The sequence below is a fragment of the Mycolicibacterium fluoranthenivorans genome, assembly GCF_011758805.1.
In the GTDB taxonomy this organism is placed as follows: Bacteria; Actinomycetota; Actinomycetes; order Mycobacteriales; family Mycobacteriaceae; genus Mycobacterium; species Mycobacterium fluoranthenivorans.
In genome coordinates this window covers 1,958,515-1,972,603 of sequence record NZ_JAANOW010000001.1, presented here as the reverse complement: position 1 = coordinate 1,972,603, position 14,089 = coordinate 1,958,515, and the positions used below count along the sequence as shown (strand labels likewise).

Below are 14,089 nucleotides of genomic sequence, written 5' to 3'. Positions count from 1 at the left end.
GCCGATTCGAGTACCGAATTACCCTACGTCGCGCCGACCAGCGCGCCGACACTCCAAGAATGGCTGTTCTCGGTGAGCACGCGGTGGTGTTGGGCGCGAGCATGGGAGGGCTACTGGCGGCGCGGGTGCTGTCCGAGCGCTATCACCGCGTCACGATCGTCGAACGCGATGAGCTGAACGACGAGCCCGTCCCCCGCCGCGGCGTGCCCCAAGGCCGGCACGGGCACGTCCTGCTGGCCCGAGGCGCGCAGATACTCGAAGAACTGTTCCCCGGGTTCGGTGACGAACTGGTCCGCGACGGTGCCGCCACCCTGTCCACCGAGATGACGCGCATGCAGGTGGCGATTGCCGGCCACGTCCTGGCCCACCACACCGATGCCGAATCGCCGGACGCCGCCCGACTGTACTTTCCGAGCCGGCCTCTGCTCGAACGCAATGTCCGCCGGCGGGTCCGCGCGATCGACACGGTGACGGTCCTCGACGGCCACGATGTGGTCGGGCTGACCTGCTGCCCGGACGCCGGTCGTGTCACCGGCGCGACAATCGTCAGCCACGGCGGCGAGGATCCCCGGGTGACGGAAGCCGACCTCGTCGTCGATGCGACCGGTCGCGGCTCCCGGACGCCGACGTTCCTGCGCGAGATGGGCTACAGCAGCCCACCCACGGACGAGCTCGTCGTCAAACTCGCCTATGCCAGCCAATTGCTGCAGATACCGGCCGGCGCCCTGCCCGAGCAGATGATCGGCTATTTCCCGGCGCCGGGCCGGCCGAGGGCGTGGACGATCGTCGGCCATGAGAACGACACCTGGATGATGACGGTGGGATCCATGTGCGGCCAGGACGCACCCGCGAACCGAGCCGAGATGCTCACCTTCGGCGCGGGATTCGCGCCGCCGCACGCCGTCGCAGCGGTCCGCGCGGCCACCCCGCTCGGCGAGGTCGAGCACTACCGCGTGCCCTCGAATCGGTGGCGGCGCTACGACAAGATGAAGCGCTTTCCGCAGGGGCTGTTGGTATTCGGTGACGCGATCTGCAGCTTCAATCCGGTGTACGGGCAAGGTATGACGATGGCCGCCATCGAGTCCACCATCTTGCGGGAGTGCCTGCGCCGGGGCGATCGCGACGTGTCTCGGCGCTTCTTCCAGGCCAGCGCCCGCCGGCTCCGGGTGGCATGGCAGACCGCGGTGGGCTCGGATCTCTCCCTGCCCGAGGTGGCCGGTCCGCGCCCGCTGTCGATGCGGCTGTCCAACGCCTACCTCGACTGGGTGATGAGGGCGGCCGAGACCGACGTCGATATCGCGGTCCAGCTGTTGCGCGTCACGGGCATGATGGACTCCCCGATCCAGCTGCTCCGGCCCGACTTCGCGGCCCGCGTCGCCCGGGTGAATCTGCGGCGCCCCGCGCCCACCGCGGCCCTCCAGCCGGTAGCGGCTTCCGCGGGCGAGAACGCATAAAAGAGATCCCCCGGGACCTTTTCAGGCCCCGGGGGATCTCTTCTATCTCGCAGATCTATGGCGCAGATCAGCCCAGCACGCGCTGCATGTCGGGGATCATCGCCTGCAGCTCCCGGCCCCAGTACGCCCAGTTGTGCGTGCCGTTGTCCGGGAAGTTGAAGACACCGTTCTTACCGCCCGCAGCCAGGTAGTTGTCGCGGAAGGTGATGTTGGTCTTGATGGTCAGGCCTTCGAGGAAGGTGGCGGGCAGATCGCCGCCGCCGAGCTCATTGGGCTGGCCGTTGCCGCAGTACACCCAGATGCGGGTGTTGTTGGCCACCAGGCGGTCGATGTTGACCATCGGGTCGTTGCGCTTCCAGCCGCTGTTCGGGTCCTCGGTCTTGCCCCACATGTCGTCGGCCTTGAAGCCGCCGGCGTCACCCATGGAGATGTTGATGAGGAACGGCCACCAGCCCTCGGAGGGGTTCAGGAAGCCCGACAGCGAGCCCGCGTAGACGAACTGCTCGGGGTGCCAGATCGCCAGGGTCAGCGAGGCGGAGCCGGCCATCGACAGACCGACGGCGGCGCTACCGGTGGGCTTGACGCCGCGGTTGGCCTGCAGCCACTGCGGCAGCTCCTGGGTGAGGAAGGTCTCCCACTTGTAGGTCAGCGTCGGGCCCTTGTTGCGGGCCGGGGAGTACCAGTCGGCGTAGAAGCTGGACTGTCCACCGACCGGCATGATCGCCGACAGGCCACTGTTGAGGAACCACTCGAAGGCCGGGGTGTTGATGTCCCACCCATTGAAGTCATCCTGTGCACGCAGACCGTCGAGCAGGTAGACCGCAGGCGAACCTTCGCCACCGCTTTGGAACTGGATCTTGATGTCGCGGCCCATCGACGGAGACGGCACCTGCAGGTACTCCACCGGCAAACCCGGGCGGGAGAAGGCTCCCGCCGGTGCGGTTTCGCCGGTCATGGCGACCGCGCCCGGAATGACAAGGGCGGCCGCGGCGGCGGCCCCGATCCGGCGCATCCACCGGCCTAAAACGTTCTGCATAAATCCATCCCAACTCACATTGTCCGCGGTCACGCTCGGCTCTGGACGATGGCGGCACCGCCCAGCGACACCGCAGCGCTCCGTTGCACGGCGATATCACGCGTCCGCTCGACCTGACGTTCGGGCAGCAGAGCGGACCGAGAAATTCAGTTGTCGCGGATTGCAGTAAAACACGGTGCCAGCAAGTTCAGAAAGTCCGGGGTCACGGCGTGCCGCCGTAGGCTTCGCTTCATGGCGGGTGAACGGACCTCTTCGAGCAATCGTCTATCAGTCGATGACTGGCTGCAAGCCGGCTATACGATCCTCGCCGCCGAAGGGATAAAAGCCCTGAAAATCGATCGTTTGTGCCGCCACCTCGAGGTGACCAAAGGCAGCTTCTACTGGCACTTCGACGGCATGCCCAGCTACCGCACAGCGCTTGTGCAGGGTTGGGGTGAGCTCCGCGACCGGGATCGCCGCTCGATAGAAGAGATCGGATCGTTGCCACCCCGCGACCGATTGCGGCACATGATGGCCTCGCTCATCACCCCTGGACATTGGACCTTGGAGCGCGCCATGCGCGAATGGGCCCGCACCGATGACGAGGTGGCAGAGAGTGTGCGCGCCGCCGACCGCCGGGTGTGGGCGGCTGTGCGCACCGCGTTTCTCGACTCCGGCTTCGCCCCCGACGAGGCCGAGTTGCGGGCCGACGCGACGTTTGCCGTGGGGATCGGCCTACTGCATCTGTCGGGGCCCGTCCCCCATCCGCGCCAGGCCGCCCGCAGCGAACGATTTCTGGATCTCATGCTGGCCACCTGACGCACCCATCGATTCCATACTAAAAGGTATGGTACGTTCTGGCCATGCTGACCACGCAGCCCGAGATCACCGGCGAGTTCGTCACCGCGCTCGCCGCCCGCGCCGACGAAGCCGAAGCCTTGCGCCGACTGCCCGACGCCACCGTCGAAGACCTGCTGGCCTCGGGTTTCACCGATCTCCTGGTGCCGGCACGGTACGGAGGAGCCCAGGCCCCGTTTCCCGCCCTCCTTGATCCGGTCCGGCGGCTGGCCCATGGCTGCACCTCGAGCGCGTGGACCATCGGCTTCTTCGCCCTGCACAACTGGATGCTGGCGCTGTTCGGCGAGCAGGCCCAGGAGGAGGCCTTCGGCAGCAGGCCGTTCCTGGCGCCCGCTCCCCTGGCCCCGACGGGCCGCGGCGTGGCCGTCGACGGGGGGATCCGGCTGACCGGCCGGTGGTCCTGGTCGACCGGCGTGATGCACGGCAACTGGATCATCGTCGCCGCGCTCTGCGGGCCGGATGACGCTGCCTATCCGGCGCTGGCGCTGCTGCCGATGAGCGAGGTCACCGTCGAGGACGTCTGGCACACCGATGGCATGCGGGCCACCGGGTCCAACGACGCGATCGTCACCGACACCTTCGTGCCGGAGCATCGCCTGGTGAAGGTGACCGACATCTATGCCGGCACCGCGCCGGGAGCCGGGTTGCACGACGCGGCCACCTACCGCTGGCCGATGGTGCCCGCCCTGGCGCTGCTGGCGTCGATGCCCGCACTGGGCGGCGCCGAGCGGGTCACCGAGATCTACGCGGAACGACTCGCCGAACGGGTGCTGCCGTATGAGGGCGTGATGCAGAAGGACAAGCCGATCGCCCAGGCACACCTGGCGGGGGCACACGTCCGGCTACGCGCCTTGCGTGGGCTGCTCGCCGACACCGTCGGTGAGATCGAGTCCATCGTCGAGGCCGGCGATGCCGTCGAGAGACCCGTCCGCGCACAGGCCCGGCTGGCCGCAGCGCATATCGTCACCGAATCACGGGCCGTCATCGCGGAACTGCTGGGCGCAGGTGGGGCGAGCATCCACTTCCTGTCCAACCCGCTGCAACGGTTCAAACGGGATGTCGACGTGCTGGCCGGGCACGTGGTGTTCGACTACGACACCAGCCGCGAGCTGGCCGGGGCGCTCAGCCTGGGCTTGAAGATCCCCCGTACCTCGATGATCTGATGGCGACGCTGTGGATCGAGGCCAGTCCCAAGGGTGACGACGCGCTGTCGTCTCAGCTGGCGCTGGCCTATCTGGAAGGCCAGGAATACGAACGCTTCTCGGTGTGGGGCGATGATGTACTGCGCTTCGGCCGGGACGCCGCCCTGGCCAAGTTCGCGCAGTTGTTCGGTGATCCGATCACCGATGATCAGCAGAGTGCGTGGCAGCGGGTGCTCGACGAGATCGAACGGGTACGCGGCTTCGACCGGCTGGTGGTGTCCTCACCGATGTGGAATTGGCATGTGCCCCATGCCCGGAAGGCCTGGATCGATATCATCGTGCAACCCATCGCGAGCTTCACCCTCAACGAACGCGGCGAACACGTGGGCACCCTCGGCGAGGGAAAACCGCTGCAACTGCGGGCCGAGGCGATCGAACTGGCCCGCGCGGCAGGACGTTAGCGCTCCGGCCCGAGGTTCCCCGACGAAGGGTGTGCCGGCTCCCTGACGGTCCGGTTCTAAGCGCAAAGCCGACGCCCGAGCACCCTTGCCTCTTCGCGAAACAAAAAGTAAAGTCACTTTCAGTTTTGCATCGCCCGATCATCGAGGAGCGAGATGGAATCCTTCGTCCACCTACGCAAGGGCAAGACGCCCAAGCGTGTGCACGCCGACCTGGACGGCCTCAAAGACGACGAACTCGGTCGCGGTGGGTTCGTCGGTCGCACCGCGAACATGTACCGGCGCCACGACCCCACGGCCTACCGCACCGTCGGTCCTCTGCGGCCCACCGATGTGTTGTCATCCGAACTCAAGCCCAGCGACGCCACCGACGCTCACGGCGGGCCGCTGCTGATGTACTCCAATGATGACTGCCTGGTGCTGCTGAGCCGGCGCAGCGAGGAGATGCCGTTCTTCGTCCGGTATGTCGACGGTGACCTTCTGGTGTTCGTCCACAAGGGCGCCGGCCTGCTGGAGACCGAGTTCGGCCCGCTGCGGTACCGCGAAGGCGACTGGGTGTACATCCCGAAGGCGTGCACGTTCCGGCAGGTGCCCGACGAAGAATCGACCTGGCTGATGATCCAGGCCACCGACGACTTCCGGGTGCCGCCGGCCGGCATCCTGGGCCGGCACTTCCCGTTCGACCCGGCGCAGGTGACCGTCCCCGAACCGGCACCGATCGACGATGGCGTGGGGCCAGCGGCCGACGGAGAATACGAGGTGCGGCTGATCCACGCAGGTGGGCCGACTTCGCTTTTCTACCAGCACAATCCGCTGGACGTCGAGGGATGGCGCGGAGACAACTTCCCGTTCACCTTCAATATCGAGGACTACACCGTCATCACCTCCGAGAGCGTGCACCTGCCGCCGACGGTGCATCTGTTCATGCAGGCCACCGGGGTGTACGTGATGAACTTCCTGCCCAAGCCGGCCGAGAGCGTGCCCGGCACCGAGCGCACACCGTGGTATCACCGCAACGTCGACTATGACGAGATCGCGTTCTTCCACTCCGGCTCGCTGTACGGCATCCCGATGCCACCCGGTCTGGTTTCCCATGCGCCGCAAGGCGTTCACCACGGCGCACCCGAGAAGGCGCGGGAACGGGCCCGGCGCAGGTTCGACGATTACGACCGGGTCGACTGGTCGGTGATCGCCATCGACACCCGCCGCCGGCTCACACCCTCCGCCGAAATCCTCGCCAACGATCTGGGGCAGCACTAGTGACCACCGTGGAAACACCCGTGAAGTACGAGTACGAGCGCATCCCCTATCTGGTCGCGTACCAGAACACCTCATCGGTCCGCGACGTCTACGGCGGCGTGGCCGAACTGGTGGTGCTGGAGAGCTATCTGCTCAAGCCCAAGACCAAACAGAGTGACACCGTGCTGGTGTTCATGCACCCGATCGGCGGGGGCGCCTACCTGCCGATGATCAACGCACTGGCCCGCGCCGGCCACCATGTCATCTACTGCAACAGCCGGTTCCGCGGCACCGACTCCGCGCTGCTGATGGAGAAGGTGGTCGAAGACCTCGGCGAGTGCATCAAAGACGCCAAGAACCGGCTCGGCTACTCCAAGGTGGTGCTCGCCGGCTGGAGCGGCGGCGGCTCACTGTCGGTGTTCTACCAACAGCAGGCCCAGCACCCGACCGTCACCGCCAGCCCGTCCGGCGACGGCCCCGACCTGACCAAGCTGGGTCTCATCCCGGCCGATGGCATCATGCTGCTGGCCGCCCACATCAGCCGCCACGGCACCATGACCGAATGGATGGACGCTTCCATCCTCGACGAGAACGACCCGTCCAAGCGGGACCCCGAGTTGGACCTGTACAACCCGGACAATCCCAATCAACCGCCCTATACCCCGGAATTCCTGGAGCGCTACCACCAGGCCCAGATCGCCCGGAACCGGCGAATCACGGCCTGGGTCAAGGACAAGCTCGCCGAACTCAAGGCCGCCGGCCGAGCGGACGACGAATTCGCGTTCGTCGTGCACGGCACCATGGCCGATCCGCGCTGGCTGGATCCGACCGTCGATCCCAATGACCGCACCCCCGGCCAGTGCTACCTGGGCGACCCCCAGGTGGTCAACATGAGCCCGGTCGGCCTCGCCCGGTTCTGCACCCTGCGCAGCTGGCTGTCACAGTGGAGTTATGACGACGCCAACGGTGACGCCGTGAAGGCCGGCCCTGACATCGCGGTGCCCGCACTGGTGATCGGCAACCTCGCCGACGATGCCTGCACCCCCAGCCACACCCGTCGGCTGTACGAGGCGATCGGGCATCCGGACAAGGAGATGCACGAGATCCCCGGGGCCAACCACTACTACTCCGGACCCGATCAGCGCGGCACGCTGCGCCAGGCCGTGGGGATCTGCACGGACTGGCTGCACCGGCACGGATTCTCGCTGGAAACGCCATGACCACCGGCGCACTCGATGGCATCAGAGTGCTCGAACTCGGCACCCTGATCTCCGGCCCGTTCGCGGGCCGGCTGCTCGGGGACATGGGCGCCGAGGTGCTCAAGATCGAGCTGCCCTCCGCCCCGGATCCGTTGCGCACCTGGGGACAGGCCGAACTGGACGGGCACCACTTCTTCTGGACTGTGCACGCCCGCAACAAGAAGGCCGTCACCCTGGATCTGCGAAAGGAAGCCGGCCGGGCGCTGTTTCTCGAACTGGTCGACCGTTCCGACGTGATCGTGGAGAACTTCCGGCCCGGGACCCTGGAGAAGTGGAACCTGGGTTACGACGTGCTGCGCGAACGCAATAAGGGCATCATCCTGGTGCGGGTGTCCGGGTACGGGCAGACCGGGCCGGACGCCGGCAAGGCCGGGTACGCCTCGGTCGCCGAGGCCGCCAGCGGCCTGCGGCATATGAACGGATTTCCCGGCGGCCCTCCCCCACGGCTGGCGCTCTCCCTCGGTGACAGCCTGGCCGGGATGTTCGCCGCCCAGGGGGCACTGGCCGCGCTGTACCGGCGCAGCGTCACCGGCGTCGGTCAGGTCGTCGACACCGCGCTGACCGAATCATGTCTGGCCATCCAGGAATCCACCATCCCCGACTACGATGTCGGCGGCGTGGTGCGCGGCCCGTCAGGTACCCGGCTGGAGGGTATCGCGCCGTCGAACATCTATCAGAGCGCCAACGGCAGCTGGGTGGTGATCGCCGCCAATCAGGACACCGTGTTCCGGCGCCTCTGCGAGGCGATGGGCCGGCCCGAGCTGGCCACCGACGACCGGTTCGTCAATCACGTTGCCCGTGGCCGCAATCAGGATGAACTGGACAAGATCATCGGCGACTGGGCCGCGGAACGGCAGCCCGCCGAGATCATCGATACGCTGTCGCAGGCCGGCGTGATCTCCGGGCCGATCAACACCGTCGCCGAAGTGGTCGCCGACCCGCAGTTGCAGGCCCGCGGCATGATCGCCGACCACTGGGATGAGCGGATCGAGCGAAATGTCAAGGGACCCGGTGTGGTTCCCGTGCTGACCGAGTCCCCCGGTTCGGTGCGCAACGCCGGTTCCGCGCGCCCCGGCCAGCACAACGACGAGGTGTTCGGTGGCCTGCTCGGCCTGTCGGCCGACCAGATCACCGCGCTACAGGAGGAGGGCGTCCTATGAAGGTCGACATCCGTGAGGTCTGCCTGCGCGACGGCCTGCAAATCGAGAAGCCGATCTCCCTGGCGGCCAAGGTCGCACTCCTGGAGGCCATCGTGGCGACCGGGGTGCGTGAGGTCGAGGCCACCGCGTTCGTCTCACCGTCCAAGGTGCCCGCCCTCGCCGACGCCGCCGAACTCGCCGAGGAGCTGTACCGGTTCCCCGACGTGGAATTCTCCGCTCTGGTCGCCAGCGCCAACGGCGCCAAGCGCGCCATCGCATCCGGGCTGCGGTCCATCGAGTACGTGGTATCGGCCTCGGATGCGCACAGCATGGCGAACGTCGGACGCTCCAGCAGCGAGGCCACCGCCGCGATCGCCGACGTGGCCCGCATCGCGCACGACAGTGACGCCACCGTCGAGGTCATCATCGCGACCGCGTGGGACTGCCCATTCGACGGCCCGACACCTGCCCGCCACGTGCTCGATATCGCCATCGCCGCAGTGGAACTCGGCGTCGACCGGATCGCCATCGCCGATACCATCGGCACCACCACCCCGCGGCGCGTCAGCGTGCTGATCGGCAAGCTGAAACCCCTCATCGGGGACATCCCCCTCGGCGCGCATTTTCACAACACCCGCGGCGCGGGACTGGCCAGCGCGTATGCCGCGGTGCAGGCCGGGGTGACCCGGCTGGACGCCTCCGTCGGCGGCCTGGGCGGCTGCCCGTTCGCCCCGGGCGCCTCCGGCAACATCGCCACCGAGGATCTGGTGTACCTGTTGCGCGACAGCGATATCGACGTCGACGTCGACCTGGACCGCGCGATCGACGCCGCCAAGGTGGCACAGGACGCCGTCGGCCACGAACTGCCCAGCGCGCTGTTGCGCGCCGGGGATCGCATCCTGGCCTGATATGGCGCCCGCCCAAGCACTGACCGCCAAAGGCCGCCAGACCCGCGAAGCCATCGAGCTGGCGGCCCGGAAACTGTTCGCCGAACGCGGCTTTCACGGCACCACCCTGGCGGACATCACCTCGTCGGCGGGCAAATCCTCGGCGGTGTTCTACCGCTACTTCGACGATAAGGAAGACCTGCTGGCCTCGCTGGCCGAATCCTTCCTGCATGACATCGTCGAACCGTCCGGCACCCGGGTTCGGTTGCCCGACTCCCCCGAAGACACCGAGTACTTCACGACGGTGGTGACCGGGTACTGGAATCTGTTCAAGCAGAACATCGGGATCATGATCGCCGTCGCCCAACTGGGCGCCACCCAGCCGCGATTCGCCAAGGTGCAGCACGAGTTCCGCCGGTTCGGCATGGACATGGTCGCCGGATCGGTGCGCAGAGCCCGCCAACAGGGTTACGCCCAAGACCTGGCCGATGAGCACGTCGCCGCCGCGATCGCGCTGCTCTTCGAGAACTTCACCGTCGTCGTGGTCGGCAATCCGGGATCCGAACTGCAGATCAGCGACCAGGACGCGATCAAGACACTGTCGACGATCTGGAAGCGAACCCTGTACGGCTTCTAAAGGACGAAAGAGAGATCAGAGTGGATTTCGCTTTACCCGAACATCTTCCGGTGCTGCTGGCCGAGATGGATGCGTTCATCGAGGCGGAGATCACACCGCTGGAACGCGAGAACATGCAGTACTTCGACCGGCGCCGCGAGTTCGCGCGCACCGACCTGGACAACGGCGGCGTGCCGGCCAGAGAATGGGAGGATCTGCTCGACGAGATGCGCCGGCGCGCCGATGCCGCGGGTTGGCTGCGGTATGGGCTGCCGGTGGAGTTCGGTGGGCGCGGCGGCAGCAACCTGGACATGGCCGTCATCCGGGAACACCTGGCGCACAAGGGCCTCGGACTGCACAACGACCTTCAGGACGAATCGTCGATCGTCGGGAACTTCCCGCAGGTCATCATGATGAGCCGGTTCGGCACGGAGGCGCAGAAGGCCGAATGGGTCGAGGCGATGCTCACCGGCGAGCGCTCCATGGCCTTCGGGTTGACCGAACCCAACCACGGCAGCGACGCCACCTGGATGGAGACCACCGCGGTACGCGACGGCGACGACTGGGTGATCAACGGCGCCAAACGCTGGAACACCGGGGTGCACCGGGCCACCCACGACCTGGTCTTCGCGAGAACGTCCGGCTCGGCTGGGTCTGCCACGGGGATCACCGCCTTCCTGGTGCCCACCGACACCCCGGGCTTCACCGTCCCCTACTACTGGTGGACGTTCAACATGCCCAGCGACCACGGTGAGGTCGAACTCTCCGATGTCCGGGTGCCCGCCGACGCGGTGCTCGGCGAGGTGGATCACGGCCTCGAGGTCGGTCAGACCTTCCTGCACGAGAACAGGATTCGGCAGGCAGCCAGCAGCCTGGGTGCAGCGCAATACTGTATCGACCGGGCCGCGCAGTACGCCGGTGACCGGATCGTGTTCGGCAAGCCGTTGTCGGTGAACCAGGCGGTGCAGTGGCCACTGGCCGAATTGCAGACCGAAGCGCAGATGGTGCGGCTGCTGGTGTACTACGCAGCCTGGCACCTGGATCGCGATCACCATATGGAGGTCTCGGACAAGGTCTCGATGGCCAACTACCGGGCCAACCGGCTCGTGTGTGAGGCGGCCGACCGCGCCATGCAGATTCACGGCGGCGTCGGCTACAGCCGCCACGAACCGTTCGAACACATCTACCGCCACCACCGCCGATACCGGATCACCGAGGGGGCCGAGGAGATCCAGATCCGCCGCGTGGCCCAGCGGATGCTGAAGTTCGGCCGCAAGTGATCGATCCGCAAGCCCTCGCAGGGGTGCTCGAACCGGTACTCGGCACCGTCCGCATCGCCGATCTTCGGGTGCTCACCGGGGGCGCCAGCCGAGCCACGTGGGCGTTCACAGCAGACGACCGCCCACTGATCCTGCGCACCGGCCCACCCGATGAGGTTCACGCCGGGATGGAACTGGAGGCCGCGGCGCTGCGCCGGGCCGCGGCCGGCGGTGCGCCGGTGCCCGGTGTCCTTGCGGCTTCCAACTCGGTTGAACCGCTTGGCAATCCCTACCTGGTGTGCGATTTCATCGCCGGTGAGACGATCGTCCGCAAGATCGCACGCACCCTGGACGACAGCTCCCGGGCCGCACTGCTGACGCAATGCGCGCAGGCACTGGCACAGATCCACCGTGCCGATCCCGAGGGTATCGGGTTGCCCGTCTCGGATCCGCTGACAGATTGGCGACACGAGCTCGACGAAATGGGCGACACCACGGCCACCTTCGAGTATGCGTTCCGGTGGTTGGAACAACGCCGTCCGGCCCCGACCGCCCCGGTGCTCGCACACGGCGACTTCCGGATGGGCAACCTCATCGTCGCCGACGGCAGCCTGGCGGCCGTCCTGGACTGGGAACTCACCCATATCGGTGAAGCCGCCGACGATCTGGCGTGGTTCTGCATCAGGGCGTGGCGATTCGGCGCGCCCAGAGACCTCGGTGCGGGCGGGCTGGGCAGCATCGAGGAATTCGTCACCGCCTACGAGAACGCCGGCGGCGCCGCAATCGACCGGCCCGCCCTGCACTGGTGGCTGGTGCTGGCCACCCTGCGCTGGGGAGTCATCTGCCGCTATCAGTACGAGCGGCATCGATCCGGGCAGACCCGTTCGGTGGAACTGGCCGCCATCGGACGACGGGTGTGCGAAACCGAATACGACCTGCTGACGTTGTTGGAGGGTTCCGCAGGGCTGGAGCGCAGCGACTCGGGAAGTTCCGCATGAATCTGCACTACAAACCGACCGCGGCCGAACTGGTGGCCGCCGTCGCCGAGTTCCTGGAAACCGAGGTCCGAGACGGCACCAGCGGGGCGGTGAACTTTCACGCCCGCGTCGCGGCCAACGTGCTGCGTACCGTCGAACGCGAACTGCTCGACGACAGCGCCGAGATTCCCCGCCGGGCTCTGGACGCACTGGGTTTCGCCGACGAACCCGCCTTGGCGGCGTCCATCCGCTCCGGGGCCAGCGGCGACGAGGTGCTGCCTGCACTGCACGCGCTGGTACGGCACCGGCTGGCCGTCGCACATCCCGGCTATGAACGCGAGTGATTCAACAGCAGGAGGCCAGATGAGCATCGATGTGGCGAACCGGTTGTTCGGCGCCATCGAGCGCGGCGACTACCCCGGCGTCGAGGCGCTGTGGGCCGACGACGTCACGGTGTGGCACAGCGGCGATACCCACGACAACGACAGGCGGCGCGCGCTGAAGGTGATCCGATGGTTCATCGACACCACCACCGCGCGACGATACGAGATCCTCGACCGTCAGTTCTTCGACGGCGGGTTGGTCCAACAGCACATCCTGCACGCCGACGCGACCAACGGCGCGTCCATCGCGCTGCGGGTCTGCATCGTCCTCAAAGTGGGCACCGACGGGCTCATCACCCGGATCGACGAGTACTTCGACCCGGCGGATATGGCACCGTTGATGTCATGACGAATAGCGATTGGTTCGGCGACTGGCAGCTCGACCCCGAGCGCACCACGCTGGAGTTTCACAGCCCGACCTTCTGGGGCCTGGCCCACGTCAAGGGAACGTTCACCGACGTGAGCGGATCGGCGCGGGCCACCGAGGACAGCGTGACCGGGCAGTTGCAGATCGGCGCCGCATCGCTGCGCACCGGTATCCGCAAACGCGACGAGCACCTGCGGTCGCCGGATTTCTTCGACGTCCAGGCCTTTCCCAGCATCGCGGTCTCGATCGAGTCCGCCGAGGCCACCCAGCCGGGCTGGGTGTCGCTGCGCGCCCAATTGACGGTCAAGGGCGTGCAGCGCGAGCTCGAACTGCCCACCCACGTCCGTGCAGACGGCGAGGGTGCGCTGCGACTGCAGACCACCACCACCCTGAACCGGCTGCACTACGGCGTGGACGGCAACCTGTTCGGAATGATGGGCGAAGCGGTGAACATCGAAGCCACCGCGGTCTTCGTCCGGCAGTCGTAGCATCGCAGGCGTGGCCGACACCGACGCGCAGGTCCGGATCCTCGTATACAGCTCCAATCCCCGCACCCGCGACGCAGTGCGGTCGGCACTCGGCCGCCGTGTGCACCCGGATCTGCCCGAACTGAGCTATCTCGATGTCGCGACCGCACCGGTCGTCGTCCAGCAGCTCGCCGACGGCGGGTTCGATCTGGCAATCCTCGACGGTGAGGCCGCGCCGACCGGCGGCCTGGGACTGGCCAAGCAACTCAAGGACGAGATCACCGACTGCCCGCCGATCCTGGTGCTGACCGGCCGGGCCGACGACGCCTGGCTGGCGACGTGGTCACGAGCCGAGGCAGCGGTATCGCATCCGATCGACCCGATCCGGCTCGGTGAGGCGGTCGCATCCCTGCTCCGTGGGGCAGCTCTCTAAGCAGCACGAAAAGCGCTGTGGCCGTTAATTCTTCACGTCGTCGCCGGTGAGGACGTGGTAACCCAGCTGTCATTTTCATCCTAGCCAAAATGCGCCGGTCCGACCGGTAGCGTGACTAAGCTGTGTTCTAGCTCAC

The 14,089-nt window shown here is 67.0% G+C and carries 16 protein-coding genes; 15 read left to right on the top strand and 1 reads right to left on the bottom strand.

Going from position 1 to position 14,089, the window contains the following annotated elements:
* Nucleotides 1–59: 59 nt before the first annotated feature.
* A complete protein-coding gene (locus FHU31_RS09655; RefSeq protein ID WP_208410185.1) occupies nt 60–1,454 on the top strand; it encodes an FAD-dependent oxidoreductase in 1,395 nt (464 codons plus the stop codon).
* 67 nt (nt 1,455–1,521) lie between these two features.
* Here the strand turns inward: FHU31_RS09655 and FHU31_RS09650 are convergent, their stop codons facing one another.
* On the bottom strand, nt 1,522–2,490 hold the full coding sequence (locus FHU31_RS09650; protein ID WP_167157797.1) for an esterase family protein: 969 nt from the start codon (nt 2,488–2,490) through the stop codon (nt 1,522–1,524).
* Between the two features lie 231 nt (nt 2,491–2,721).
* Between FHU31_RS09650 and FHU31_RS09645 the strand changes: the two genes are divergently transcribed.
* From FHU31_RS09645 to FHU31_RS09580, 14 genes are all read left to right on the top strand, one after another.
* A complete protein-coding gene (locus tag FHU31_RS09645; RefSeq protein ID WP_167157795.1) occupies nt 2,722–3,288 on the top strand; it encodes a TetR/AcrR family transcriptional regulator in 567 nt (188 codons plus the stop codon).
* 44 nt (nt 3,289–3,332) lie between these two features.
* On the top strand, nt 3,333–4,490 hold the full coding sequence (locus FHU31_RS09640; RefSeq protein WP_167157794.1) for an acyl-CoA dehydrogenase family protein: 1,158 nt from the start codon (nt 3,333–3,335) through the stop codon (nt 4,488–4,490).
* Nucleotides 4,490–4,930 (top strand): NAD(P)H-dependent oxidoreductase, encoded by a 441-nt coding sequence (locus FHU31_RS09635; protein ID WP_167157792.1) that lies wholly within the window; start codon nt 4,490–4,492, stop codon nt 4,928–4,930. The genes FHU31_RS09640 and FHU31_RS09635 overlap by 1 nt, the downstream gene beginning before the upstream one ends.
* 153 nt (nt 4,931–5,083) lie before the next feature.
* Entirely contained in the window at nt 5,084–6,187 is a 1,104-nt protein-coding gene (locus FHU31_RS09630; protein WP_167157790.1) for a homogentisate 1,2-dioxygenase, read from the top strand.
* Nucleotides 6,188–6,195: 8 nt separating this feature from the next.
* Entirely contained in the window at nt 6,196–7,386 is a 1,191-nt protein-coding gene (locus FHU31_RS09625; protein WP_167160838.1) for an alpha/beta hydrolase family protein, read from the top strand.
* Nucleotides 7,383–8,585 (top strand): CaiB/BaiF CoA transferase family protein, encoded by a 1,203-nt coding sequence (locus FHU31_RS09620; RefSeq protein ID WP_167157788.1) that lies wholly within the window; start codon nt 7,383–7,385, stop codon nt 8,583–8,585. The genes FHU31_RS09625 and FHU31_RS09620 overlap by 4 nt, the downstream gene beginning before the upstream one ends.
* Entirely contained in the window at nt 8,582–9,472 is an 891-nt protein-coding gene (locus FHU31_RS09615; RefSeq protein ID WP_167157787.1) for a hydroxymethylglutaryl-CoA lyase, read from the top strand. The genes FHU31_RS09620 and FHU31_RS09615 overlap by 4 nt, the downstream gene beginning before the upstream one ends.
* A gap of 1 nt (nt 9,473) precedes the next feature.
* Complete coding sequence (locus FHU31_RS09610; RefSeq protein WP_167157784.1) at nt 9,474–10,088, top strand: TetR/AcrR family transcriptional regulator; 615 nt, start codon at nt 9,474–9,476, stop codon at nt 10,086–10,088.
* Between the two features lie 20 nt (nt 10,089–10,108).
* Nucleotides 10,109–11,347, top strand: a complete 1,239-nt coding sequence (locus FHU31_RS09605) for an acyl-CoA dehydrogenase family protein (RefSeq protein ID WP_167157783.1) — start codon at nt 10,109–10,111, stop codon at nt 11,345–11,347.
* Nucleotides 11,344–12,324 (top strand): phosphotransferase family protein, encoded by a 981-nt coding sequence (locus FHU31_RS09600; protein WP_263988137.1) that lies wholly within the window; start codon nt 11,344–11,346, stop codon nt 12,322–12,324. Before FHU31_RS09605 ends, FHU31_RS09600 begins: the two co-directional genes overlap by 4 nt.
* Complete coding sequence (locus FHU31_RS09595; RefSeq protein WP_167157781.1) at nt 12,321–12,647, top strand: DUF6285 domain-containing protein; 327 nt, start codon at nt 12,321–12,323, stop codon at nt 12,645–12,647. Before FHU31_RS09600 ends, FHU31_RS09595 begins: the two co-directional genes overlap by 4 nt.
* A gap of 19 nt (nt 12,648–12,666) precedes the next feature.
* Nucleotides 12,667–13,035, top strand: a complete 369-nt coding sequence (locus tag FHU31_RS09590) for a nuclear transport factor 2 family protein (protein ID WP_167157779.1) — start codon at nt 12,667–12,669, stop codon at nt 13,033–13,035.
* Nucleotides 13,032–13,541 carry a YceI family protein gene (locus tag FHU31_RS09585; protein WP_167157777.1) on the top strand — a complete coding sequence of 170 codons (510 nt, stop codon included), beginning with the start codon at nt 13,032–13,034 and terminating at the stop codon, nt 13,539–13,541. The genes FHU31_RS09590 and FHU31_RS09585 overlap by 4 nt, the downstream gene beginning before the upstream one ends.
* 10 nt (nt 13,542–13,551) lie before the next feature.
* Nucleotides 13,552–13,953, top strand: coding sequence for an Rv3143 family two-component system response regulator (locus FHU31_RS09580; protein WP_167157775.1), 402 nt, complete (start codon nt 13,552–13,554; stop codon nt 13,951–13,953).
* Nucleotides 13,954–14,089: the final 136 nt, after the last annotated feature.

What these genes read in the sequence shown, in the direction of transcription:
- FHU31_RS09610 (WP_167157784.1), top strand. Translation starts at nt 9,474, where the DNA reads ATGGCGCCCGCCCAAGCACTGACCGCCAAAGGCCGCCAGACCCGCGAA.
- FHU31_RS09635 (WP_167157792.1), top strand. Translation starts at nt 4,490, where the DNA reads ATGGCGACGCTGTGGATCGAGGCCAGTCCCAAGGGTGACGACGCGCTG.
- FHU31_RS09595 (WP_167157781.1), top strand. Translation starts at nt 12,321, where the DNA reads ATGAATCTGCACTACAAACCGACCGCGGCCGAACTGGTGGCCGCCGTC.
- FHU31_RS09620 (WP_167157788.1), top strand. Translation starts at nt 7,383, where the DNA reads ATGACCACCGGCGCACTCGATGGCATCAGAGTGCTCGAACTCGGCACC.
- FHU31_RS09645 (WP_167157795.1), top strand. Translation starts at nt 2,722, where the DNA reads ATGGCGGGTGAACGGACCTCTTCGAGCAATCGTCTATCAGTCGATGAC.
- FHU31_RS09650 (WP_167157797.1), bottom strand. Translation starts at nt 2,490, where the DNA reads ATGCAGAACGTTTTAGGCCGGTGGATGCGCCGGATCGGGGCCGCCGCC.
- FHU31_RS09640 (WP_167157794.1), top strand. Translation starts at nt 3,333, where the DNA reads ATGCTGACCACGCAGCCCGAGATCACCGGCGAGTTCGTCACCGCGCTC.
- FHU31_RS09630 (WP_167157790.1), top strand. Translation starts at nt 5,084, where the DNA reads ATGGAATCCTTCGTCCACCTACGCAAGGGCAAGACGCCCAAGCGTGTG.
- FHU31_RS09590 (WP_167157779.1), top strand. Translation starts at nt 12,667, where the DNA reads ATGAGCATCGATGTGGCGAACCGGTTGTTCGGCGCCATCGAGCGCGGC.
- FHU31_RS09655 (WP_208410185.1), top strand. Translation starts at nt 60, where the DNA reads ATGGCTGTTCTCGGTGAGCACGCGGTGGTGTTGGGCGCGAGCATGGGA.
- FHU31_RS09615 (WP_167157787.1), top strand. Translation starts at nt 8,582, where the DNA reads ATGAAGGTCGACATCCGTGAGGTCTGCCTGCGCGACGGCCTGCAAATC.
- FHU31_RS09585 (WP_167157777.1), top strand. Translation starts at nt 13,032, where the DNA reads ATGACGAATAGCGATTGGTTCGGCGACTGGCAGCTCGACCCCGAGCGC.